The sequence below is a fragment of the Anaerobacillus sp. 1_MG-2023 genome (genome assembly GCF_030547345.1).
In the GTDB taxonomy this organism is placed as follows: Bacteria; Bacillota; Bacilli; order Bacillales; family Guptibacillaceae; genus Guptibacillus; species Guptibacillus hwajinpoensis_B.
In genome coordinates this window covers 180,213-205,068 of sequence record NZ_JAUORD010000006.1, presented here as the reverse complement: position 1 = coordinate 205,068, position 24,856 = coordinate 180,213, and the positions used below count along the sequence as shown (strand labels likewise).

25 protein-coding genes are annotated in these 24,856 nt (G+C 39.0%); 13 read left to right on the top strand and 12 right to left on the bottom strand.

Translation table 11 applies throughout. From position 1 onward, the window contains the following. The first annotated feature begins 20 nt into the window (after positions 1–20). Both Q4550_RS12720 and Q4550_RS12715 read left to right on the top strand, forming a co-directional pair. On the top strand, positions 21–236 hold the full coding sequence (locus Q4550_RS12720) for an alpha/beta-type small acid-soluble spore protein (RefSeq protein ID WP_194220033.1): 216 nt from the start codon (positions 21–23) through the stop codon (positions 234–236). A 76-nt stretch (positions 237–312) separates the two neighbouring features. Then, complete coding sequence (locus Q4550_RS12715; protein WP_283153050.1) at positions 313–561, top strand: hypothetical protein; 249 nt, start codon at positions 313–315, stop codon at positions 559–561. 37 nt (positions 562–598) lie between these two features. Here the strand turns inward: Q4550_RS12715 and Q4550_RS12710 are convergent, their stop codons facing one another. From Q4550_RS12710 to Q4550_RS12665, 10 genes are all read right to left on the bottom strand, one after another. Continuing rightward, positions 599–1,258 (bottom strand): amino acid ABC transporter permease, encoded by a 660-nt coding sequence (locus tag Q4550_RS12710; RefSeq protein WP_283153049.1) that lies wholly within the window; start codon positions 1,256–1,258, stop codon positions 599–601. Next, positions 1,251–2,042 carry a transporter substrate-binding domain-containing protein gene (locus tag Q4550_RS12705; RefSeq protein ID WP_303533199.1) on the bottom strand — a complete coding sequence of 264 codons (792 nt, stop codon included), beginning with the start codon at positions 2,040–2,042 and terminating at the stop codon, positions 1,251–1,253. The genes Q4550_RS12710 and Q4550_RS12705 overlap by 8 nt, the downstream gene beginning before the upstream one ends. A 176-nt stretch (positions 2,043–2,218) precedes the next feature. Next, the gene (locus Q4550_RS12700; protein WP_194220030.1) at positions 2,219–3,316 is read right to left on the bottom strand and encodes an ABC transporter ATP-binding protein; all 1,098 of its coding nucleotides are present in this window, start codon (positions 3,314–3,316) and stop codon (positions 2,219–2,221) included. A gap of 169 nt (positions 3,317–3,485) precedes the next feature. Further along, complete coding sequence (locus Q4550_RS12695) at positions 3,486–4,376, bottom strand: PucR family transcriptional regulator (RefSeq protein WP_283153047.1); 891 nt, start codon at positions 4,374–4,376, stop codon at positions 3,486–3,488. Positions 4,377–4,548: 172 nt separating this feature from the next. Then, positions 4,549–4,764 (bottom strand): hypothetical protein, encoded by a 216-nt coding sequence (locus tag Q4550_RS12690; RefSeq protein WP_283153046.1) that lies wholly within the window; start codon positions 4,762–4,764, stop codon positions 4,549–4,551. A 57-nt stretch (positions 4,765–4,821) separates the two neighbouring features. Next, the gene (locus tag Q4550_RS12685; RefSeq protein ID WP_194220027.1) at positions 4,822–5,043 is read right to left on the bottom strand and encodes a DUF5342 family protein; all 222 of its coding nucleotides are present in this window, start codon (positions 5,041–5,043) and stop codon (positions 4,822–4,824) included. A gap of 44 nt (positions 5,044–5,087) precedes the next feature. Then, complete coding sequence (locus tag Q4550_RS12680; RefSeq protein WP_303533194.1) at positions 5,088–6,251, bottom strand: YheC/YheD family endospore coat-associated protein; 1,164 nt, start codon at positions 6,249–6,251, stop codon at positions 5,088–5,090. After that, the gene (locus tag Q4550_RS12675; RefSeq protein ID WP_303533191.1) at positions 6,248–7,621 is read right to left on the bottom strand and encodes a YheC/YheD family endospore coat-associated protein; all 1,374 of its coding nucleotides are present in this window, start codon (positions 7,619–7,621) and stop codon (positions 6,248–6,250) included. The genes Q4550_RS12680 and Q4550_RS12675 overlap by 4 nt, the downstream gene beginning before the upstream one ends. Further along, a complete protein-coding gene (locus Q4550_RS12670; RefSeq protein ID WP_303533190.1) occupies positions 7,618–8,679 on the bottom strand; it encodes a YheC/YheD family endospore coat-associated protein in 1,062 nt (353 codons plus the stop codon). Before Q4550_RS12670 ends, Q4550_RS12675 begins: the two co-directional genes overlap by 4 nt. A 12-nt stretch (positions 8,680–8,691) precedes the next feature. Beyond that, the gene (locus tag Q4550_RS12665; protein WP_283153042.1) at positions 8,692–10,050 is read right to left on the bottom strand and encodes a YheC/YheD family endospore coat-associated protein; all 1,359 of its coding nucleotides are present in this window, start codon (positions 10,048–10,050) and stop codon (positions 8,692–8,694) included. Between the two features lie 127 nt (positions 10,051–10,177). Here Q4550_RS12665 and Q4550_RS12660 point away from each other — a divergent pair, with 127 nt between their 5' ends. Next, positions 10,178–11,320, top strand: a complete 1,143-nt coding sequence (locus tag Q4550_RS12660) for a DUF445 domain-containing protein (protein ID WP_303533187.1) — start codon at positions 10,178–10,180, stop codon at positions 11,318–11,320. 83 nt (positions 11,321–11,403) lie between these two features. Next, on the top strand, positions 11,404–11,772 hold the full coding sequence (locus Q4550_RS12655) for a YlbF/YmcA family competence regulator (RefSeq protein WP_283153040.1): 369 nt from the start codon (positions 11,404–11,406) through the stop codon (positions 11,770–11,772). Positions 11,773–11,959: 187 nt separating this feature from the next. Here the strand turns inward: Q4550_RS12655 and Q4550_RS12650 are convergent, their stop codons facing one another. After that, positions 11,960–12,181, bottom strand: a complete 222-nt coding sequence (locus Q4550_RS12650; protein ID WP_194220020.1) for a hypothetical protein — start codon at positions 12,179–12,181, stop codon at positions 11,960–11,962. Positions 12,182–12,377: 196 nt separating this feature from the next. Here Q4550_RS12650 and Q4550_RS12645 point away from each other — a divergent pair, with 196 nt between their 5' ends. Continuing rightward, the gene (locus tag Q4550_RS12645) at positions 12,378–13,229 is read left to right on the top strand and encodes a Cof-type HAD-IIB family hydrolase (RefSeq protein WP_283153039.1); all 852 of its coding nucleotides are present in this window, start codon (positions 12,378–12,380) and stop codon (positions 13,227–13,229) included. 164 nt (positions 13,230–13,393) lie between these two features. Next, positions 13,394–14,875, top strand: a complete 1,482-nt coding sequence (locus Q4550_RS12640) for an aldehyde dehydrogenase family protein (RefSeq protein WP_194220018.1) — start codon at positions 13,394–13,396, stop codon at positions 14,873–14,875. Between the two features lie 123 nt (positions 14,876–14,998). Here Q4550_RS12640 and Q4550_RS12635 read toward each other — a convergent pair whose 3' ends face one another. Continuing rightward, complete coding sequence (locus Q4550_RS12635) at positions 14,999–15,184, bottom strand: YhzD family protein (protein ID WP_194220017.1); 186 nt, start codon at positions 15,182–15,184, stop codon at positions 14,999–15,001. Between the two features lie 145 nt (positions 15,185–15,329). On the opposite strand from Q4550_RS12635, the gene Q4550_RS12630 reads away from it, so the two are divergent. The 7 genes from Q4550_RS12630 to yhaM all read left to right on the top strand — a co-directional run bounded on the left by Q4550_RS12630 (position 15,330) and on the right by yhaM (position 24,741). After that, entirely contained in the window at positions 15,330–16,226 is an 897-nt protein-coding gene (locus Q4550_RS12630; protein ID WP_283153038.1) for an ABC transporter ATP-binding protein, read from the top strand. Next, on the top strand, positions 16,219–17,469 hold the full coding sequence (locus Q4550_RS12625) for an ABC transporter permease (protein WP_283153037.1): 1,251 nt from the start codon (positions 16,219–16,221) through the stop codon (positions 17,467–17,469). The genes Q4550_RS12630 and Q4550_RS12625 overlap by 8 nt, the downstream gene beginning before the upstream one ends. 179 nt (positions 17,470–17,648) lie before the next feature. Next, positions 17,649–18,890, top strand: coding sequence for a metallophosphoesterase family protein (locus tag Q4550_RS12620; RefSeq protein WP_283153036.1), 1,242 nt, complete (start codon positions 17,649–17,651; stop codon positions 18,888–18,890). Continuing rightward, positions 18,890–21,673 (top strand): ATP-binding protein, encoded by a 2,784-nt coding sequence (locus Q4550_RS12615; RefSeq protein WP_303533184.1) that lies wholly within the window; start codon positions 18,890–18,892, stop codon positions 21,671–21,673. Before Q4550_RS12620 ends, Q4550_RS12615 begins: the two co-directional genes overlap by 1 nt. A 12-nt stretch (positions 21,674–21,685) precedes the next feature. Next, the gene (locus tag Q4550_RS12610) at positions 21,686–22,351 is read left to right on the top strand and encodes a response regulator transcription factor (RefSeq protein WP_283153034.1); all 666 of its coding nucleotides are present in this window, start codon (positions 21,686–21,688) and stop codon (positions 22,349–22,351) included. Next, entirely contained in the window at positions 22,348–23,715 is a 1,368-nt protein-coding gene (locus Q4550_RS12605; RefSeq protein ID WP_303533183.1) for a sensor histidine kinase, read from the top strand. Before Q4550_RS12610 ends, Q4550_RS12605 begins: the two co-directional genes overlap by 4 nt. 57 nt (positions 23,716–23,772) lie before the next feature. Continuing rightward, a complete protein-coding gene (yhaM, locus tag Q4550_RS12600) occupies positions 23,773–24,741 on the top strand; it encodes a 3'-5' exoribonuclease YhaM (RefSeq protein ID WP_283153032.1) in 969 nt (322 codons plus the stop codon). The last annotated feature ends 115 nt before the right edge of the window (positions 24,742–24,856 follow it).

Here is a 24,856-nt window from a genome sequence, read left to right as displayed (position 1 = left end):
GTACAAAGGAGGTGATTGACATGGCTCAACAACAAAACAGACAAGGAAGCTCTAACAACCTTGTAGTACCTGGTGTAGCTCAAGCTATCGACCAGATGAAGTATGAAATCGCTACCGAATTCGGAGTGCAACTTGGTCCAGATTCAACTTCTCGCGCTAACGGATCTGTTGGTGGAGAAATTACAAAGCGTTTGGTTCAAATGGCTGAACAACAGCTTGGCGGTTACCAAAAATAATTTTATACCATGGCTGTAAGGGGTGGACTTGTCCATCCCTTCTTACGTGATTCGATACATAGAAGGAGAGGGTAGCATGTCTTTTGAATGTCCACTCTGTAACAGCTTTGCTGCTATACAGCTTGTTTGTCAGGTATGTGAAGATAAACTAACAGATAAGGGAAGAGAAGCAGAGTATTATGATGAGTACAGTGCCTATGAATCGATTGAGTCGACTAAGAAAATGGATGGATTCACAAGTAAAGCACATGAATGTCCTCATCTTCTATCATGTCCAACTTGTGGTTGGAATGATGTTTACTTAATTGAAGAATGGATTACATAGCAAAGAGCTGCCGTGTCTGGCAGCTCTTTGTCTCTGTTTAAGAAGAAGGGATATATAGTTTTTTCTCAAGAATGCTTTGAATGACATTGAGAATCGTTGTAAAGAACCAGTAGATGAAGGCGGCTGTTAATAAGATTGGTAAGACTTTAAAGTTTGATGCGGCAATTTGATCTGCGTTATAGGTTAATTCTGAAATCGTAAGTACTGAAGCAAGAGAAGAGGCTTTAACGATATCAATTAAAGAATTCCACACTGGTGGAATGGCTCTTCTCCATGCTTGAGGTAGGATAACCTCTTTGTAAATTAACGATTTTTTCATACCGAGTGACATTGCGGCTTCCCATTGTCCCTTTGATAGGGAGAGGATAGCTGCGCGAAATGACTCTGAAATATAAGCACCAAAATGTAAAATAAGTCCAGTGTAGGCGGCCTGCCAGGCTGTTAATTGAATATCCACTGAAACAAGACCATAATACAAAATAAATAATTGAATAAGAAGAGGTGTGCCTCTAAAGAACGAGACGTACAATTTCGCTATTCCAGATGCGATGTTGCTTTTTGAAAGACGTAACAAAGCGATGAATAAACCAACTAATAGCGCACCAAATATTGAAAAGAAACTAAGTAGAAGTGTATTCTTCGCCCCTTCCAGAAGAAAGGGCAAAGAATTTATTAACACATCAGTTGTCTCACTCACTTACATTCTCTCCATCAAAATATTCTTTAGAGATGTCAGCAAGCGTTCCATCTTTTTTCATTTCTTTTAGTGCACCGTTGATCTTTTCAATGAGCTCTTCGTTTCCTTTTGGTAGGGCAAAGGCCATTTCTGTTTTGTTGAATGTTTCTCCAACGCCTTTTACTTTATAATCCTGTTCAGGAAGTTCCGTTAAAATGAAGAGACGATCATTCATCGCTGCTTCAATGTTACGTTCGTTACTAAGATCTGTTAACACCTGGTTAGCACCTTTATAGATTTTCGTTTCAGCACCAGCTTCTTCAGCAGCCTGGGCATAGTTACTTCCCTGGGTAGTTCCTACGGTTTTTCCTTCAAGATCTTCTATACCTTTAATTTCATCGTTATTCTCGTGAACGATCACTTGTCCGCCTGAATAAGTGTACGGTTCTGTAAAATCAAATTGCTCTTTACGATCATCTGTGATCGTTACTTGATTGGCGACCATATCGATGCGTTCTGTTTCAAGTGAAGAAAGAAGGCCTTTCCATTCAATCGCTTTAAATTCGGCTTTCATTCCGATACGATCGGCAACTTCACGTGCAACCTCGACATCGTAACCTGTAATTTCGTTATTATCATCTCGATAGCTGAATGGTGGATAAGTTGCTTCTGTTCCAATTAATAGGGTTTCTTGCTCTCCTGAACTACCCTCTTCGTTATTTTCAGTATTTTCATTGCTACCGCAGGCAGCAAGTACAGTAAGTGTTAATGCAAGCACCAACCCTAGCATCCATTTTTTATTCAAAATAACGTCCTCCTTTTAATTCCTACAAAATTGATGTGAATTATAAATTTATTGTAGTTAGCATTTGACACAAAGTCAATCAAGAAACATTATTGACGTTAATTTACCGCTTCATGCAAGAAGATAAATAAAAAAAGCTTCCCCGGTTTTAAGAGGAAGCTTTTTCTATCATTTTATTAACGAATGCGAAGTTCTGATTCAGTGTCAAAGAAATGGCATTTGTTCATATCAAAAGCAAGGCTGATGTTTTGACCATTTTGAATATCCGTACGAGAGTCAACACGAGCTACAAAATCTTGATCAGCTACTTTTGAATAAAGGTACGTTTCAGCACCCATCAATTCGGCTACATCAATGACAGCACTTACTTTAGTATCTTGTGAAGACTCGATGAAGACAGGCTCATCATGGATATCTTCAGGACGAATACCAAGCATAACATCTTTGTTTAAATATCCTTGTTCACGAAGGGTTTTCATTTTTCCTTCAGGAACTTTCACTTTAATATCACCTAGCTTGAAATAGCCATCTTCTAATGTACCGGTGAAGAAGTTCATTGCAGGAGATCCAATAAAGCCACCAACGAAGACGTTGTCAGGTGCATCGTATACTTCTTTTGGTGAGCCTACTTGCTGGATAAGGCCATCTTTCATAATAACGATACGTGTTGCCATCGTCATCGCTTCAGTTTGATCGTGAGTAACATAGATAGTTGTTGTTTGTAGACGCTGGTGAAGCTTAGAAATTTCAGCACGCATTTGAACACGTAGTTTTGCATCCAGGTTTGAAAGAGGCTCATCCATCAAGAACACTTGTGGATCACGAACAATCGCTCGTCCTAATGCTACACGCTGACGTTGACCACCTGAGAGTGCTTTGGGTTTACGATCTAATAGGCTTTCAAGGCCAAGAATACGAGCAGCGTCCGTTACGCGGCGCTCAATTTCTTTTTTGTCGAACTTACGTAGTTTCAATCCAAATGCCATGTTATCGTACACGTTCATGTGAGGATACAGGGCATAGTTTTGGAATACCATTGCGATATCACGATCTTTTGGTGCAACGTCGTTGACGCGACGATCACCAATAACGAGGTCACCATCTGAGATATCTTCAAGGCCGGCAATCATACGAAGCGTCGTTGATTTACCGCAACCAGATGGACCTACAAACACAATAAATTCCTTATCTTTAATATCCAGGTTAAAGTCTTTTACTGCCTCGAACTTGTTATCATATCTTTTGTAAATGTGATTGAGAGCGATCTCTGCCATGTTAAAGCCTCCTATGAAATGAACTCTTTTGCTAGTTCTAAGTCTACTCTATGAAAACGCTATCGTAAATTGGAAGCGTGCACAAAAATACCACTAGGATTTGTGCATTCTGAACGAATTGGCATTATTTATAGGGAACATTGTTGTAAAAAATAAAAAACTGCGTTCATTAACGCAGTTCCATCGCAAGAAGAGACAGGTAAACCATTACAGCTCCTTGAAAGCTTTTGACATCAATTCCTGTTTTCTCTATAAATTTATCCACACGATATTGAAGACTATTTCGATGTACATAAAGTTGTTTAGCTGCAAGAGTAATATTTAAGTTAGATTCTAAGTAGATTCGAATACTCTTCAAAAGCTCTGTGTCATGTTGTACGGGTTGGATAGCTTTAATTAAGTAATCAATCGATTCGTCACTTGCCTCGTGGAAGAGGACGGATGGGACTATATCCTGGTGCGTAAATACCATTTGTGATGGCATAAGATTTCGTCCCGTTGAGAACCATTTTTTTTCGGCTTTATAAATCCGTTTTAAATGGCTGTTATCATAATGTTGAATCGTTTGTCCGACAAAAAGAGACATGCCTGTGAAAAAGTCGGCAGTAAGTGCAGCAGCTGTTTGTTTAAGTTCATCTACCATCTGTTCGTCAAATTCATTTGTTTGAACGAGCAGACCTTCTTTGTCATTTTCAAATAGGAGTACAGTTTCTTCTGAGAATAAGCCGGTCATGGCTTCTGTGAAATCGGATAGATCTGATGGAGCATTTTTGAGGTTGAAATGTATGTATCGAATTGGGAGATCTATTGTAAGGTCAACGCTGAGATCGTCCTCCAAAAGAAGAGATGTCCATTTTTTCTGAGTAAGGGTCATGGACTCATTTTCCAGTCGGACAGTAGGGAAGAAGGCATTTAATAACTCATTTTCCTCGTTTGTTAGTCGCGTTTTACGTATGCCAAATCGTTCACCATCGGTTGTTCTATACCAGTGGAAAAGATCAGGTTGATCGGAGGTAACGACGAAATCATTTCCATATAGTTCAGCTAGTTTTGCATTCATAAGTGCCCCTCCTAAGTACCAGTTAACATATAGTATAACGTAATGATGAACACAAATTAATAATGAATCAAAGAAAAGAACCTCATATGTATAAGAGGTTCTTTTCTAAATTAGCAGTGGTTGTCTTCGTTCAGTTTAAGTGAACGAATGAAAAGCATTTACTTTTATGTGATTATGAATAGTTTTGTTGATCATCATTTCTTCTTTGTTTACCTGAACGATGTGGAGGCTCTTGTTCCATGAGTGGAATAGCTTCCTCGATTTGAGCCTGCTTGTAACTTTGATGAACGGCACCGCCGGCCATTCCTTCATTAACCATACGGTCAATGTCCATATCGTATTTATCGCGACCTTCGTACTGAGAGTCTTCAGTTCTTTTGTTCGGCATCCTTTTTCATCTCCCTAATTCTTTGAATAGGGTTATTATGTGAAGAAATCAGGAGAATTATGAGTCCTGCTGTTCATAGACGTGAAAAAGCATGAGCTCATGAATTTGAGATTGCAGTTTGTTTTGCTCCGATTCAGGTGGAGCAGGTTGATACCATTCGAATTGGCCAGTATGGAGATAAAGAGTACGATAATATGTTCCCTGATAGAAAAAAGATACTTCCCATTTAGGTTTTCTTATTTTTGATCCAACTGATTTATATTGAAAGTGCGAAATCATGGTATTCCCCCAAATCACCTTTTTTATCATCATAACATAGGAAGCTAATACGCAGAATACGTTCGAAAAGAAGTGAGGAGAGAACGTATAAATGCTTGATGAATAAGTGGTTCATCAAAACGCATTGGTTTCGAATTCGCTTCAAAAATCCAGAAATGTCCTTCGCTGTCTTTTCCAATGTCCAAAGAGCATTCAAGCATCTTTTCTTTTTCTTCAAGTGATTCTGCAGTGCGAATAGCGAGCTCTCTTACCCGAATTTCATCGTCATTGGTGGCCACCTTATGAAAAGGGAGGATTTTTCCTCCTCTTGGAAGATGAGTCGTCAGGCTGTTATTCTGTGCAGCTCTTATGCCGATACCTGTGACCTGCCAACTTTTTAATGGTTTTTGCAAAAGAATTCTAAAATCATAAGGATATTCATTATGAGTTGCGAGATCAATTTCACGTTGGATCAAATATTGCTCATGAATTAAGGGAGTGACGTGTTCTTTAACTAAGCCGAGATTTGGAAAGAAACGAGTGTTTTCATGATCGGTGAATAGAAAACCGGACTTAACAGTTTTAACTTTAAATATTCCTCTACCTTTGCTTCCAGATGCAGGTTTGCAGAAAATAGATGAATATGTTTTTAGAAATGTATTAAGATTCGCATCTGTAAAGCAAGCTGTTGCTGGAATGTGATGCATTAAAGCTTCATTCTCAGCTAAGTGATTGAGTATTTCATTTTTGAGGAAAAAAGATCTGTTAAAAAAAGGAATGGATTTTAACTTTAACAAGTTGAAAAAAGATCTCACTTTTGGAGTGCGTTCTTCTGCCCTGTCAGGAATTCGATTGTATACAATATTAGGATATGGGAAGCGAAAACCTGTCCATTTATGAGATGTAGCATCATAGAGATAACCATTGATATATGACGGATATATGTCATCAGGTGTAAAAACAAACGAAAGCCCTCCGGTATCAGTCAATTCATTTTGAATTGATTTGAAGATCGCGGCATTACCACTGAAATGGTGGTGTAAGTTAGACCCTGCCAGAATGCCAACAAGAGGTCGAATGGCATCATGAGAAGTTTGAAGCTTTATGATAGAAGAAGCGAAAGCAGGAGAGGGAGAGAGCCTGGATGGCTCTTTCCCCCAATATACATATTGATAGCTACTTTTTTGATGCCACCGATTATTTTCTCTACTGTAAAATAATTCGATCATACTGGTATAACCAGCTGTTTTTCAATAGCGGATCTTGCCAAAAATATCGCGTATTCCATTGGTAATGTTCTCGTTTTGGCTTCTTCCGCTTTCAATCTCGGATGAGCAAAAATGCCTCTTCCAGGTTTCGAATTTGCTTCAAACAAATAAATGTCCCCTTCTTTCGTAATCCCGAGGTCAAAACCAATTTCGCCAATAAAGCCTGAAACTCTTTTATCTATGGCACGACTTAGTTGAAGGGAAGCTTCCATTAAATCTGTTTCTACTTGTTTTTTAATACCAAATTCAGAAGTGAGTTCTCCAATTGTCTTAACTGTTCCGTTAGAAGCCATGTGAGTGGTTAAACTTCCAGCTCCTGCAATCTTTGCAGCGATTGCACTAACTTCCCATTTCCCCTCTTTGTTTTTGTTTGTATGAACACGATAATCCATGGAACGCTGATTAATCCGATGTAAGTCAATTCCTTGTTGAGCAATTAAACCGTTCATGCCGTTTGGATATTGGGTTGTAAGAAGGCGTGCAAGGGATGTATATCTTCTTAGACGATTTTCTTTGTCCGTTCTGAACCTGCAATAATAATACTTCTCATCGGCTGGTTTTAAAATTTGTTGAATCCCAAGCCCAAGACTACCGTTGGCAGGCTTAATAAAGATCTGTTCGTAATCTTTTAACATACGTGAGATTATGGCGCTCTTAGGACTTAACACAGTTTCAGGTAAATACGGCTTAACGATTGAGTCTTCACGTAGCTTTTCGAACATCGTCCATTTATCGAAAAATCCTGGGTTAAACCAGGGGGTGAAATATTGGGATTGAAGTTTTTCCATTGTAGTGCTTACTTGTTCGATGCTTGCTGAGCTTCGATTCGGTAGGCGATCGTATACAACATCAGGAATAGGAACAGTTACTCTGTACCATCCTCGCTTGTTATACATCAATCCTTTAATGCTTCCCGTTTTCCAATCAATATGATGAGCACCAAATGCAAACCCAAAAGCACCGCACTTAGAGGTAGCGGATAGTAACTTGGCAAAATACATACTGCGCTCTCCGATAGGTCTCATACTATCCTTAGTAAATCCAGCAGTGAAAATACCTACCAAAGGTCCAATATGAAGAGAATTTCCTTTTTCAAAAAGGTGAACAGACATCTCTTCAGGAACACCTAGTATTTTCCATAAATCTTCTGAAATAAGGTATTCTTCTTTGTTACTAGGGTGAGGAGAAACCGTGCAGAATGAGCGTCTTGACCCAAAACAAAGTTGATTTGGAAAAGAAACTTGGTCAACCCATTCCTTAAACTTTGTTGGAGGAACATAGAAATTCCCTTGAGAATTAATGTCCTTTTTTAATGGAAGAATCGTATTCATGATTCGATAACCCCTTTCTTCTCATTCATGAGAGACAGGCAATATTGAAACGGTATAAAATGTAAAGAATCATATGATTGAATGGCTTTGTGACCAGGTTTAGAGTTGGCTTCAAGTAACCAGACCTTACCACTACGGTCAATTCCGAAATCAAGACCAAGTTCAAACAACGGAGGAAACGTTCTCTCGAGGTTAGTAGCAATACAACGGGAGAGGAGATTAATCTTTTGATCTGCGGCTCGGAGAAAAGTTTCGGGAATAGAGAGCTTGTGATCACTTTGAATAGTGCCACCACTATGCAAATTAGATACAAAAGAGTCAGAACTCCCTACGCGCGTAGCACGGCCAATCTCCTTCCAATTTTTAATCGACGTTTTCTTCATGACCACTCTTCGATCAAAAGGTCGGTTGTTTTGGTCAAGTAAAGAAAGCCATTCTTGGGCTATATAGTCACGCTGGTTTTGAATTCTCCTCATCATTTTAAGGAAAGAACTGGTTGTATCATAAGTATGATGAAGGACGTTCCCATTATGATTGATTTGAACATCAACTTGATTTTGATTTCTTGTAAGGAGCATTAACCCATTTCCTTGAGAACCTACCACTGGTTTTAGAACGACCTTCTCGTGCTTCGTTAATAAATCGGATATAACGCTAGCACTAGTAGCAGGCTGAAGCTTAATTGTTTGTGGAAGGTGCCGATTTATAAATGGCTTTTGCTTTAGTTGTTTGTATATCGCCCATTTTCCTGGTAACCCGTGTCCTAGAAATGTAGCGTTCGAATCGTTTTTTAACCACTTAATAAAGGAAGCTTCCATTTCTGTTATGAAACCATTATGGAAGCAGCGATCATAAATAAAATCAGGAATCGGAAAATTTGTTTCCAGCCATTTTTTCGTCTTTGGATCGTATTTCATTCCAAGAAGACTATTTCGAAATTGCTGGTCTGGAGAAAAACGATAGACGTTAAATCCAGAAGTGGATCCTGCTTCACCTAATTTAGAAAGGTAATCTCCTTCATGTTGGAGCGAACGTTGTAAAATACCAAGTGATGTCATACCTTGCTCCTTTTAAGATGACGTGTACCAGTTAATTAAGCGGATAAGTGCTTTAACCGATGGGCGATAGGTACTTGGTGTGATTCCTTCAGAAGTCTTGGAAGGTTTTGTGTTCACTTCAATGATCCAGGGGTGGCCATCTTTATCAGAAGACATGTCGATTCCAAGCTCCGCAAACACTCCTTCACTTTCACGATCAATGATCTGTGAAATCTCACAAGCCAATTCGGGAAGGATTCGTTTCATTTGTCTTTTCATTGAATCCTCTAAGGGCGTGAGTCCCTCATCAAACTTTTTTAATAACGCGCCGCGTGCAATATTGGATACGAACTGGTCATTTGTTCTAGAAACGCGCGAAACGGCGGAGACAACTGACCACTTGTCTCCAATCCCTTTCAAGCATAAAATGCGGAAATCAACGGGGCATCCATTGACCTCAATTAGGGGAATGCCTTGTTGAATAAGATAAGGAATCGTTTTAGATCGTGAGCGAATGGTCGTATAAATGTTTTGAAGCGAATGTGACGTGAGCGTTTGATTGCCATTAAAGCTTGAATAATCAAGGTAATAGAGATCATCTTTTTGAGTGATTCGAAAAATATGTTTTCCCTGACTTCCATTTAAAGGTTTCAAATAAAGGATAGGGTATTTATCGATCATGAAATGAATATCGTCGATTGTCTCTAACAAAACCGTTTCAGGAAGATAGGGAGCGACTTCATCGTAAGAAAGTAATTTCTGATGAACATCCCATTTATCAAGAAAGGATTCATTAAAATAGGGGATCTGTTGATCACGCCAATAGGTTTTTAATTGTTGAATGTAAACGGACTTCTCAAGCTTTCTCGAATGAATTCGATTATAGATGACAGAAGGGATGGGTAGCGTGGTTTCTACCCAGTCTCGTTGGTTCCAAATCATACCCGAGACTTTAGTATCACTCCACGGTTTTAGTGTGTAAACATAGAACAGAATATGATGCTCTTCGCAGTATTCTGCCACTTCCTTACAGAATTCTGTATAGGATCCAAATGGTGTTTCTTTTAGTCCGGTGATGTTAATCGCAAGACAGAAAATAGGACCGATTGAGAGCATTTGTTGCTGATGATTATAGATAAGTGTAATCGGAAGAGATTGATTTGGAAGAGACAAAGTAGCTAGTAGTTCGGGTGAACAATATACGGTATGACTTGACGAAGTGCGATAGACCTTGACTGTTACAAATTCTTCAAGCACGCCACATCGAAGTCTAAGTGATGTATCTGAAAGCTTCCATTTTGAGGCGATGTTTTCTGGAATGGAAAGGGTATGATTAGATTGAGCTAAGGTTGAATTCTCTGGTTGTAATATAATCTTTTCAGTATGTTTCATTCAAGACCCTCGTTCAACGTTTTTTCTTTTTTTACCTTCCTTTAACTGGATAGGCAATAGCGGATATCGTATACTATGAAGATGGAGTTTACTATGTGAACGTGAGAAATAGAAAGGTTGAGGTACGATGTCGTCCATTATCATAACGATCCTATTTATGATTGCCATTGGCGCTGTTATAGGTGGGTTTACAAATTCGTTAGCTATTAAAATGCTATTTAGGCCATATGAAGCTCGTTATATAGGAAAGTGGAAAGTTCCATTTACCCCAGGATTAATTCCAAAACGTAGAGATGAGCTGGCAGTCCAGCTAGGGAAAATGGTCGTTGAACATCTTCTAACGGCTGAAGGAATACAGCAAAAAATGAACGATCCAGTATTCAAGCGTACGATGATTGAATACGCGCAAAAAGAAGTTCTTAAACTTTTAGAGTCAGATGAGAAAATTGAAACACTTTTAAAGAAAGGTCTTCATCTAGAGGATCCAGCCAAAGAAGTTAGAGCAAATGCAAGGTCCTACATCAATGGGAAAATTGAAAAGAAACTATTTGATTTGAAGAATAAAGAACTAGCTGAGATTCTTCCGGAAAAACTGCAAACGAGAATTGATGGCTCAATCGAACCAATTGCTGATCTCGTTTTAACAAAAATTAGTGATTACATTGCTTCTGCTGAGGGCAAACATAAGCTTTCTGTTATGATCGACCGTTATCTTGCAGATCGAGGAACGCTTGGAAGCATGATTAACATGTTTTTTACAAACACAAGACTAGTAGATAAAGTACAGCCTGAGTTACTTCGTCTTCTTAAGCAAGACGATATTCAAAATGTCATCATGACGATGCTTGAAAAAGAGTGGGATTCGCTTAAAGAAACGAAAGTTACAGCGTTTGAAGATAAATTTAATTCAGAAGAACTTGTCAAAGAGGTAACAGATCTCATTGTGAGTGAACTCCCAATTGATCACGTTCTGAATCTTAGTCTATCGGAAGCAGTTGATCCATATAAAGGTCGCATTGTTGAAGACATAGTTCCACGACTAGTAGATGCTGCTGGCCAGTACCTCAGTCAGAATCTCCAGCCACTCATGGAACAATTACACCTGGCAGACGTAGTGAAAAGTCAGGTGGAGACGTTTTCTGTTGGACGTCTTGAAGAGATGGTTCTTTCGATTTCACGCCGTGAATTTAAGATGATCACGTACCTTGGAGCTGTGCTTGGAGGAATGATTGGTTTAATTCAAGGAGTAATCATTACCCTTATTGGATGAATTTCGTGTCAGTCTTTGTTATAGTGGGGAAGTACAGGGTTATGAGAGCGAAATAATCCTCATTTACTAAGGAGGTATATACAATGGCAGAGAAAAATCTTTACGACGTAGCACACGAATTAGAAAACGCAATGCGCGAGCACGAGGACTACACAAAGCTTAAAGAATTATATGATCAGGTAAATCAAGATGAAGTAGCAAAGAAACTTTTTGATAACTTCCGTAACATGCAAATGGAGCTTCAACAAAAGCAAATGAGTGGTCAACAGATCACAGAGGAAGAAGCTCAAACGGCTCAACAACAAGTTGAACTTGTTCAGCAGCATGAAGTGATTTCTCAGTTGATGCAACAAGAGCAGCGCATGAGCCAGGTTATTCAGGACATCAACAAAATCGTAACGAAGCCTCTAGAGGACCTTTACGGTAGCCCTGAAGAAGACGTTCAGCAATAATACAAAAAACGGTTCACCCAATAGGGTGAACCGTTTTTTGTATTCATAGTACCGATTAATTGTTCATAAGAAATAAGCGTATAACCTTAGTTGCTGTGTGATTTTGGGTTTATTCGAGTGAAACAAATGCTTCAATCGAATAAGCACAAAATGAGAGAGGTGGTATTAAAATATAAAAAAATAAGGACTATGAAGCGTTCTCTATCACGCCAACAACTTCAAATTGAGTTGGTTGCGAAATGATCGTTTCTTCAATGGCGCACTCAGGACAATTTAATTGAAGTTCTCTTTTCTCATTTCCTCCGATAGTACCTCGAAATTCATGATCACATTCAGAGCATTTGTAAATGTGTGGTTCATTGAATTCTCCTGTGCAGTCAAACCTGATTCTCTCTTTTCCTTTGGTCATAAGTAAAAACCCCTTTCGTTATTTGTAATCTATTTGTAATAAACTAGTTTCATATTAAAACTTCCCACGGTGTCCGTATTCTAAACGCCAAATTCATCCAAACATGTCATTATCATAAATTTAAGTGATAAGACAAGAATTACGAGTCATAGAGATAAGTGTTATAAGGACTACTTTTTACACAGGAGGGATCCGAATGGTCTATCAACTTCTTGGCTTAGATATTGATGGGACTTTGCTTAGATCCAATCATAAAATTGATAAGGAAACAAAGGACGCTATTAGCTATGTGAGAGAAAAGGGAGTATACGTTACGCTAACGACTAGTCGTAACTTTGCATCTGCTAAGAAAATTGCAAAGGCGGTGAAGTTAGATGATGTAATGCTTGTTACTCATAGTGGCGCGTTTATTGCTGAAGAGGTTGAAGAACCGGTTTATGAAGAGAGAATACCGAATCAGGATGTTCGTGAGATTGTTAAGATCCTAGAAGGATTTGACTGCCATATTCGCATTATTCATGAACGATTAGCCGTTGGTAATCGCGTAAAGCATAATCATTACTTGTCTGCTAAAATGACGCTCGGTATAGGAGATCCATTATTCTACCCCGTGAACTTTGTTGAAACCTTAAGTGAGTATCTCGAAAAGAAAGATCTATCCCCTCCGAAAATTGACGCTCATTTCTTTAATGAAGAAGAAAGAGAGGAAGCCCGTCTTCTGTTAGAAGAGCGGATTCCTTCTATATCGGTTGTTCGATCGACAAAATGTAATTTTGGCATCATTCCAAAAGGCGTCTCAAAAGCAAAAGGATTGCGCATTTTAGGAGAGAAATTAGGAGTATCTGTCGATCAAATGGTGGTAATTGGCGATGCGGATTGTGATGCTGAAATGATTCGTCAAGCGGGCCTTGGTGTCGCGATGGGAAATGCTTCTCATGAGCTAAAGCGACTTGCAGATTGGGTAACCCGCTCAAATGATCAACAGGGCGTATCCTACATGGTTAAAGAAGTTTTTAGAAGACAAATGCGAGTTCAATTAAAAAGGTAACGGTTAAAGAGAATAAAGACGCCTTCATCGAATCCTGACGATTTATGGGGAATGAAGGCGTTTTTTATGTTACTTTTGAATCATTTTAACGAAATGAAAAGGCTTTCACGAAAAAACCGCTAATATGTATAATGTTTGATAATTTTGAATTCTGGAGGGATAGTATGCAAAAATTACTCGACTTGAATCCAAAGGTGACTGAATTTCTGAAAGGAACGAAAAAACTTTATATTAATGGTCAATGGAAGGATTCGTTATCAGGAAGAACATTTGATACCCTAAACCCCTCAACTGGTGAAGTGCTTGCAACAGTTAGTGAAGCCGTGAAAGAAGATATTGATGAAGCCGTTATGGCAGCTCGTAAAGCTTTCGACAGTGGTCCGTGGTCACGCATGTCTGCGTCAGCTAGAAGTCGATTAATTTATAAGCTTGCAGATTTAATGGAAGAAAATAAAGAAGAACTCGCCATGCTTGATACGCTTGATAATGGTAAGCCGATTCGTGAAACGCAGAATGCCGATGTACCACTAGCGATTGAGCACTTTAGATACTACGCTGGCTGGTCAACAAAAATTATGGGACAGACCATTCCCGTTAATGGACCATATTTTAATTACACACGTCATGAGGCCTTAGGGGTTGTTGGACAAATCATTCCATGGAATTTCCCTCTACTTATGGCGGCATGGAAGCTTGGAGCAGCTTTAGCGACGGGGTGTACCGTTGTTCTTAAACCTGCTGAGCAAACACCACTTTCAGCTCTATATCTAGCGCAGCTGATGGAGGAAGCTGGATTCCCTGAAGGCGTTGTGAACGTTGTACCAGGTTACGGTGAAACAGCGGGTGATGCACTCGTTAAACATCCAAACGTAGATAAAATTGCATTCACCGGATCAACTGATGTAGGTAAGTATATTATGAACCAGGCTTCGAATGATTTGAAGCGTGTTACGCTTGAGCTGGGAGGTAAATCACCAAATATTATTTTACCCGATGCCGATATGACAAAAGCGATACCAGGCGCGTTAAGCGGTATTATGTTTAATCAAGGACAGGTTTGCTGTGCTGGATCAAGACTATTCGTACAAAAGAAAGCCTATGATAATGTGATGGCTGATTTAGTGAGTCATAGTCAAAAGATTAAGCAGGGAGCAGGGCTGGATCCTGAAACGCAAATGGGGCCACTCGTATCCGCTGAGCAGCATGAACGCGTAATGAGCTATATTTCAAAAGGGCAGGATGAAGGTGCTGAGTTACTTACTGGAGGACAGGTTCCTTATGATAAGGGATATTATGTCCAACCTACGATTTTCTCTGATGTAGATGATAAGATGACCATTGCAAAAGAGGAAATCTTTGGACCAGTAGTAGCAGCAATGCCGTTTGAAGACCTTGATGAAGTAATCGAGCGAGCGAATGCTTCGAATTATGGACTAGCTGCTGGACTATGGACAGAGAACCTCAAGTCCGCACACTATGTTGCAAACAAAATTAAGGCTGGTACTGTATGGGTGAATTGCTATAATGCATTTGATGCGGCTTCTCCATTCGGTGGCTATAAGCAATCGGGTATGGGAAGAGAAATGGGCTCCTACGCATTGAATAATTACACAGAAGTGAAGAGTGTTTGGATTAACTTAAAATAACAGAAGAAAAACCGCTCGTCCTTTACGGACGGGCGGTTCTTTATAATGTTCTATTCTTAGGTGAAGTACTTCCAAAGTTTCATTTCGATCAGCTAATCATCAGAAATTCAACATATGATAGCGCTATCTTTTTAATACGATTAATTTACCAGCAGAGGATACAACTCGTGCCGTATGGTTTTCAAAACCTTTTTGCTTTAAGAGTTCTTCGCCAACTTTTTTTGCTTCTTTGTCATCCTGTGCATCAAAGCTTTCATCTAGAACAGTCTCTCCGCTTTTTTCGAATGCCGTGATAATGTACTTTTCCATATTATCGCCTCCTCCTTTTAGTTTACCGATGTAATAATTTCTTGTCACTTATTTTTGGAAAAACGAATCTTTTGAGAAAACCAAACGTTATACTAGTTGGGAAGCTATTTTTCATATAATGAATGTCAATATAAAGGGGGAAGCTATGCTCGAATTTCAGAATGTATCAAAAAGATTCGGACCATTTATCGCAGTAGAAGGACTTAATTTATCAATTCCTGAGAATGAGATTTTTGGGTTACTTGGAGGTAACGGAGCAGGTAAGACAACAACATTTCGAATGTTATTACGCCTCATTGATCAAACAAGTGGAACGATTAGCTGGAAGAAAGAAGAAATTTCTTATGATTCAAGCCATTTAATTGGCTATTTACCTGAAGAACGCGGTCTTTATCCAAAGATGAAAGTGAAAGATCAATTAATTTATCTTGGTAAGTTACGTGGGATGAAGAAAACTGATATTGAGAAAGAAATTGTCATATGGCTTGATCGTTTCAATGTGCCAGAATATCTTGATAAAAAGGTAGAAGAATTATCAAAAGGAAATCAGCAAAAAATTCAATTTATCGCAGCAGTTATTCATAAGCCAGAGCTTCTCATTCTTGATGAGCCATTTAGCGGTCTGGATCCTGTCAATGTGGAAGTGTTGAAAGAAGCTGTTCTTGATTTAAAGAATGCAGGAACAACGATCTTGTTTTCTAGTCACCGAATGGAGCATGTGGAAGAACTTTGTGAGCATCTTTGTATACTACATAAAGGAAAAGCGGTTGTTTCTGGGAACTTAAAAGAAATCAAGCGTTCTTATGGTAAGAAAAACATTATCATTGACGTTGATTTTGATCTATCATTTCTAGAAAATATTGAAGGGGTTCATCACATAAAGCAAGGAATGAATCATAGCACTGTTCAAATAGCAAATGAGCAAGTTTCTCAGAAGGTTTTACATGAGTTGATGAACAGAGGGTTTGTTAGAAAGTTTGAACTAGAAGAGCCGTCATTAAACGATATCTTTATTGAGAAAGTGGGTGCGGCATATGAATAAATTTCTTATTGTTCTCTCCCAAACATATTTAAATCGACTGAAGTCCAAGGCATTTATTATTACAACGGTTATTACGCTACTTATGATCTTTCTCATTACAAATCTTTCGACCATTATAGATAATTTCGATTCGAGTGAAGCAGATCGAGTGGGAGTCATCGATACAGGTTCGTATTATACACAACTTGAAAACCAAATGAAGATTATGGACTCTGACATTGTATTAGAAAAATTCGATGGTTCTGAAGAAAAAGCCGAACAGGCTATTGAAGAGGGTGATCTCGATAGCTATTTGATTCTTAAAGAGAACGAAAATTCCGAACCGACGGGTCTTTATAAAGCGGAGACAGTAGCAGAACAAGTCACTCCACAAGTTCTTGAATCAGCACTTCAGCAATTGAAGAGTACAATTGCTGCTGAGAAAGCAGGGGTTACTCAGGAACAACTTAGTGAAATCGACCAACCTGTCCAGTTTCAAAAAGTTGCGCTAGAAAAAGGAGCAAAGACCGAAGATGAATTAAATCAAGCAAGAGTGTTCGTTTATGTACTCCTATTCGTCATCTATTTTTCAGTAATTTTCTATGGAAATATGGTTGCTGTGGAAGTGGCGACAGAGAAATCATCGAGAGTAATGGAAATCTTAATTTCAAGTGTTTCGCCAGTAAAGCAAATGTTTGGGAAAATACTTGGAATTGCCTTACTCGGTTTAACACAATATGCGGTCATTATTGCGAGTGGGTACCTCTTTATGCAAATGCAGGAAGATGATCTCGCAGAATCTGGTTTCCTATCCTTCCTTAATTTTAGTAACCTTTCAGCTTCACTCATCATTTATGCGATCGTATTCTTTATTCTTGGATATTTACTTTATGCGACCATTCTTGCAATGGTAGGGTCACTCGTTAGTAGAGCAGAAGAAGTTCAGCAAATGATTATGCCAGTCCAGTTTCTCATTATCATCGCTTTCTTTATTGCGATGTTTGGACTAAGTACGCCGTCTTCTACATTTGTCACCATCTCGTCCTTCATCCCTTTCTTTACACCAGTAGTGATGTTCCTACGGGTAGGTATGCTTTCAATTCCATTCTGGGAAGTAGCCGTTAGTCTTGCACTCCTAATAGGATCGATTGTGTTTTTTGCAATCATCGGGGCGAAAGTTTACAGAGGTGGTGTTCTCATGTATGGGAAATCATCTTCTTTAAAGGATATAGGCAAAGCGTTAAAGCTATCACGACGTGAGTAATAGCTTTCAACTAACAATCTTGAAAGTTCCGGAACTTGAGTTTCCGGGACTTTTCTTTTTGTTCTTGTCGCATGATGAGTATAAAAGGATTGAATGAGAAAAAGCGGAATCGTGCGAACGTGCGCTCGTTTGATTATGGTAAAATAAGAGATAGAGAGCATTAGAAAGGGAGATGAGTGATGAAAGAAGTGACCTTTCTGCACTGCGCGGATCTTCATTTAGACAGGCCATTTTCCGGTACAAATCAGTTACCTAAATCCATCCATAAGTTTGTTCGAGAAAGTGCTTATCGTTCATTACGAGCCATCGTTGATATTGCTATCAATCAACGGGTAGATTTTGTGCTGTTTGCAGGAGATTTATTTGATAGTAGCTATCGTAGCTTGAAAGCACAGATGATTTTATTACAACAATTGAATAGATTGGACGAGGCAGGCATTTATAGCTATCTTTCTCATGGAAATCACGATGCGCTAGATGGAGAATGGGTTGATTTAACGTGGCCAGATACGAGTTATTTTTTTGGTGCGGAAGTCGAATCTATTTCGTATAACAGAGATCAGACGCCAATCGCTTATATTCATGGCTTTAGCTATCCGACGCGTCATGTGAATGAGAAGATGGTTAATGCATACGAAAGGGTAGATGAAGAGAGTTTCCAGATCGGAATGCTTCATGGGAATTTAGAAGGACAAACAGAACATTCTTCCTATGCTCCATTCACAATAACTGAACTAATGAATAGGAAATTTGATTACTGGGCTCTTGGGCATATTCATCAGAGAGCAATACTATCAGAAGAGCCCCTTATTGTTTATCCCGGTAATATACAAGGAGCACATTCGAAAGAACGTGGTGAAAAAGGGTGTTATGTTGTAAAGTTAAGCGATTCTGAGTCATCGCTTGTTTTTCATCAAACCGCTGATGTAACCTGGCACAAGTCTATTATTGATCTTGGACAGTGTGATACGATCCAAGATCTTTTAAATAACTGTGAAAAAATTTTGAACCAGGAAGCTTTCTCTACAGGAGGCCATTTCATTAATTTTGAATTAGTTGGCAATAGTCCGATACATTCAGAGTTAATACATGGGGATCATTTAGAAGATATATTGCAGACGCTACAACTTAATAGAGAAATGGAAGACGAAGGATTTGTTTGGCCATATAAATTCACTCTAAAATCAATGCCGCTCTGGGATCGCGAGAATTTAAAACAGCAGAATGGATTCATACAGGATATTTTATTTACCTCTGATCAGTACGAGCATTCCCAAATGAAAGAAGCGTTAGCTCCGCTATTTGAACATAGACGAGCTAGAAAAGCTCTCCACCCCATTGAAGAGGAGCAACAATTAATAAAAGAAGCTGAAGAGCTATTACTTACATATCTCATTGAGTCAAAAGGTGGTGAGAGTTAATGAGGTTACTCGGTCTAACAATTTACGGATTTGGTAAATTTGAGAATTACGAAATCGAAGACGTTTCAACTGAACTTCAGCTTATCTTTGGAGAGAATGAGGCAGGGAAATCTACACTTATCTCTTTTATTGAATATGTTTTATTCGGTTTTCCTAGCAGGCAGGAGAACTATTATGAAATGAATCATCTCTCGCGTTTTGGAGGTAGTCTCTTTGTAGAAGAAAGTGGTAAAGCATTTAGCATTGAACGGACGAGAGATAGGAATGCTGAAACCCTTTATATCTATTTTCGAGACGGTACTTTAGGAAATAGTGATGATTTAAAAAAGCTCTTAAAAGGAATGAATCGAGCTAGTTTTAGACAAATTTTCTTTTGTAATCTTACTACTTTAAATAATGATCATCATTATGATGAAGAAGCGTGGAATCAGGTTTTATATGAAGCAGGAATGAGCGGTGGAGCTTCACTCCTTGAAATTGAAAAGAACTTTGACAAGCGGCAGGGCGAAATTTTTAAGCCTGGAGGAAGAAAACCTCAACTTAATCAAGATGTGGAATCCTACGAGTCTTTAAAGAGGAAAACAAACGAATGGGAAAAGAAAAATGAGAACTACAATGAACTGATCAAAAAAACAAAGGAATTAGAAATAAAAGTTCAAGAAAATGCTGAGCGGTTGCAATTCATCCAAAATGAGCAGCGAAAACTTGATCGTGAGAAGCATATTATTCCTTTATTGAATGAGAAAAAAAGACTTGAAGAAGAGATCGAGAATCTTCCTGACTTTCATCCCTTTCCTGAAGAAGGACTTATAAGAATGGATAAGTGGAAAGAACAAGCTGTTCTTCTTTCGGGGGAATTAGAAGGGTTAAAGAAACGAAAAGAACGACTAGAAGATGAAATTAATCACGCTCAGTTGCTTCCTGATTCGAATGCGTTCCTACAAGAGGTATCTTATTGGAATGAAGAAATGATTCTTTATCGTGGGAGAGCAGAAGAAAGAAGGAGACTACAGACTGAGATAAGCTCACTTAATACAACTTTAGAATCAGAGCTAATGGAATTTGGTCAGACTGAAGAAATTCTTAAGTCTATTCGTCCGACTTTTACTGGACGGGAGAGTCTAAAACAGTTGGTGGCATCCTATCAGCTTTCTGATCAGAAATACCAGTATATTCAAGAAGCTTTTCTTTCTGCAAGAGATGAACTGGAGAAAGAGGAGAATGAGTATGATCGTCTGAAAACACGCCTTCTTTCACCAAAAGATCGGGAAGTATTAGAAAAAGATCAATCGTCTTCTACTAATCAGAAGTGGTCGTTTGGGATGATAGCTGTCGCGTTACTAGTTTTTATTATGCTTGGCATTTATGAAAGTTGGCTGCTTGGTTTTGTAGGCGCGGCTATAGTGGTAGGCGGTGCCATTTTAATGAGATTGACCTCTAAAAGTACTGAGATGAAGAGTGAAGATGAGTTGCTTATTCGCGATAGAGAGTTGAGCAGACAAGCTGAGTCAGTAAAAGACCAGGTCGATCGCCTTAATCGAACCTATTTAAAAGCAGCTGAAAAAGTGGACTTGTGGGAAGCAGAAAGGTATCAACTTGATGATAAGTTAAAAGAGTGGAAAACGGTCCATGCTTTTCCTGAATACATTCCTACAGATTCGTTGCTTGATGCTTTTGATAGGATTGGGTCAATTAAGAAGGTTCAGAAGGAACGAAATCAAAAGCAGCAGCAATTAGAAGATCTTGACTACAGTTTAACGGTAGTTGAAGATAGAATAAAGAAACTATGCGAGCGTGTAAATGTTTCCTACCAGGAGCCTGATACAGCGATACAGCTATTGTTGCAGAAGGCAGAGGAACAAAGAGAATTAATGAGAGACATAGACCTCGCAAAAAACAAGCTTCAAGAACTTGAAGAAAAGTTTGGTGGAGAAACCGAAAAGTGGCAAAGCTGTAAGGATGAAATGAACGAGCTGATGCGCTTAGCCGGTGAAGATAATGAGGAAGCGTTTCGTGTGAAGGGAAAGGCTCATAAAGAAGCCCAAGAGCTTAAACGCCAGCTTGCAACGATTACTTCCCAATTAAGTGATGAATCGTTCGTGGAGCATACTACGGTGGAAGAAATCGATTATCATCGTGAACAGCTGGAACACAACGAAACTTCTATTATGAAAAAGCAGCAAGGACTTTATCAACAGATAGCAAATGAAAACGAACAAATTCGTCTCTTAACAGAAGATGGAACTTACGAAGAACTTCTCTTACAGCGCCAGCAGAAGGAAGATGAGATTAATTCTCTTGCGTGGAAATGGTCTGTACTGAAGGTAGCATCTGATTTTCTAACGAGGGCGAAGGCAAGGTATCAGGAAGAACGTCTACCCGAGGTCATAAAGAAAGCAGAGAGCTATTTCAACTTAATCACAGAAGGGCGGTATACAGCCATTTATCCTCCTGTAGAAGGTAATAAATTCCGAGTGCTGAACGTGGACGGCAGAGCATACAAGCCGTCTGAGTTAAGTAGAGGCACCGCAGAGCAGTTATACCTTTGCATAAGACTATCACTTGCGTCTATTTCGACAGTTCAGATGCCTATTTTTCTCGACGACATTTTTGTGAACTTTGATGAAAAAAGAACAGATGTTGCGAAATCATTTATTAAAAGATTTTCAAAAGACCATCAGGTTGTTTTATTAACGTGTCATACAGCTACAACAGCTGGGCTTGATGACAGGATTCACATACTTGATCAGTCGCCAGCTTCCACAAAAAAAGGGACAATTTAATGAGGTGATCTTATGGAAGAAGTATATAAAATACATTTAGTTGAAGATGAAGAAAATCTTGTGCAAATTTTAAAAACGTATATGGAAAAAGAAGGGTTTCAAGTTAAAACGTTTATGAGTGGCGAGGAAGCACTCGAGAGTATTCACGAATCCTGTCACCTGTGGATTCTAGATATCATGCTACCTGGGATAGATGGGTATGAGTTATTAAAGAAAATAAAAGCTGAAGACGACGTACCGGTTATTTTCATTTCTGCGAGAGATGAGGATCTAGATCGTATTGTAGGACTGGAATTAGGAAGCGATGACTACATTGCTAAACCATTTATGCCGAGAGAACTTATTATTCGCGCCAAAAAATTATTAAAGAGAGTGTACCAACAATCTTCCCAGAAAAAGTTTGAGATTGTGGAGTATGAAATAGATCCGGTATCGAGAAAAGTACTTGATCGAGGAGAACCAGTTGAATTAACGACGAAGGAAATGGATTTAATTCTTTTCCTAGTCGAGCATGTGAATCAAACCTTATCCCGTGAACAAATTCTTGTTCAGGTATGGGGGGATGATTATGTGGGATCAGATCGTGCTGTTGACGATGTGATCAGACGAGTAAGAAAGAAAATGCCACGCATGAACCTTGAAACGTCATACGGCCTTGGTTACCGGTTGATTACATGATTCGCTTAAATTTAACGAAAAGAATCTGGCTCTCCTTTATGATTCTTGTTCTGCTTGTTGGGGTAGTGATTGCGGTGATTTACCCTCTCTCCATTAAAGGCACGCTAACTGAAGAGACGTATCAGATTATTGAAAGTGAGCAACAGCGATATACGTTTCCGGATCAAGACGGGCCACTTCCTCCTCAAACGGATCAAGATTTTATTGAACGAAGAGACGCGGAACGTTCGGTTGGTCATACGTTGATTACAAGACTTTATAGTGGACCATTGCAGGGAGACCCCATACCTGATGAAGTAATTATCGAAATGCGTAAAAACGCACTTGATCAGAAAGGAGAGAAGGGGCGCTATGAGTTAACGTATAATAATCAGGCATCCTTGTTTTATGTGATATCTAAAGTAGATGTTAATGGACAAGAAGCGTACTTTATCTCTTATATGTGGGACACGTATCGTAATCAAATGATTGATCGCCTCTGGTTTAGACTTATCATTATTTTGCTTTTTGCATTATTGCTTAGTCTTTTGCCTGCAGCGTGGATTGCAAGGTATTTACGGAGACCACTAACCGTTCTCGGAGAACGCTTCGACCAAATTGCTAACCGCAATTGGAAGGAACCTTTCAAGTGGGAAGGTGATGAAGAGTTCCAGAAGCTTTCCAATCAATTTGAATCAATGAGACAGAACTTAATGAGGTATGATAAGGCTCAGAAGACGTTTATACAGCATGCCTCCCATGAATTGAAGACACCAATTATGATCATTAAAAGTTATGCCCAATCCATTAAAGATGGCGTGATGCCAGATTCTCTTGATAATACAATGACAATTATCCTAAATGAGTCCGATCGGATGGATCAAAGGGTAAAAGGAATGCTTACTTATATTAAACTAGATTCCATTGATGAACCTGAGGGAAACTGGGAACCATTTCGATTTGGGGTTCTTGCTGAAGAGATTCGTGAACGATTCATGTTCCAGCGTGAAGATGTGACCTTTACAATATCCGGTGAAAATGTTGAATTGATGGCTGTTCATGAACAGATGTTAACCGCTATGGACAATCTTGTTCAAAATGCATTGCGGTATGCGAAAAGCGACATTCACTTAAATGCAATCCAGAGGGATGAAACCATCATACTAGAAGTGTTTAATGATGGAGAGAAAATTTCGTTTCAAAAGGTAGAAAAAGAGCAGTTGTTTGAACCTTTCCAAAAAGGGGATAAAGGTCAATTTGGGATTGGTCTAGCTATTGTAAAGAAAATTGCTGAGCGTCATTCAGGTAAAGCAGAAGTGGCGAACTTGGACCATGGTGTGGTGTTCTCAATTATATTGCCAAAAAAAAGAAGCGAAAGGTCCTAATGATGTATTAGGGCTATGCTATACTAGGTAAATACATTTTGCCCCGGAGGTGGAAAGATGAAGGAATTCAAAGGAATCGGACATTATCGCGTAGGAGATCAAGTTGATCACTACTTATTAATTAAATCATCAGTAAAAGGTGTAGCAAGTAACGGAAAACCTTTCCTTACTTTAATTCTTCAAGATAAATCTGGAGATATTGAAGCAAAGCTCTGGGATGCTTCTCCAGACGATGAAGAAAGCTTTGATGCTCAGCAGATCATCAAGGTAAAAGGAGACGTGACAAGCTACCGTGGACGCAATCAGCTTAGAATTAAAGCGATACGTCTTGCAACAGACATGGATCAAGTCAAGGTGGGTGATTTCGTTGAAACGGCACCTCTTGAGGTGAACGAAATCATGGAGAAAGTGACGCAGTATGTATTTGAAATGCGTAACCCAAACATCCAACGGATTACACGTCACCTTGTGAAAAAACACCAAAATGACTTTCTGACTTTTCCTGCAGCAACGAAAAATCACCATGAATTTGTGTCAGGCTTGTCCTATCATGTTGTTTCGATGCTTGATATTGCCAAGTCGTTAGCGACTCTTTATCCTTCTCTAGATACGGATCTGCTATATGGTGGGATAATCCTCCACGATCTTGGAAAAGTAGTCGAACTATCCGGATCCATCGCAGCAAGCTATACGAACGAAGGGAAATTACTTGGCCATATTTCCATCATGGTTAATGAAATCGGGCAGGCTGCAAAGGAATTAGAAATTGACGGTGAAGAAGTGATGCTTCTTCAACATCTTATCTTAAGTCATCATGGAAAAGCGGATTGGGGGAGCCCTAAACCTCCAATGATTCGTGAAGCAGAAATGCTGCATATGATTGATAATATTGATGCAAAAATGAATATGCTCGATAGAGCTCTTGATAAGGTAGAACCTGGCGAATTTACTGATCGAGTGTTTGCACTAGATAATCGTTCATTCTACAAGCCTAATATGAGTACTATTGATAGCTCGAAAAAATAAAACAGGCAAACCCAAGAGAAATGTGCTCTATGAGCCGTTTCTCTTTTTTTTGGTCCTGTTAAGTTAATTGTAAGCGTATAAACAAGCCAAGTATCCATTAAGTTTACTAAATTAG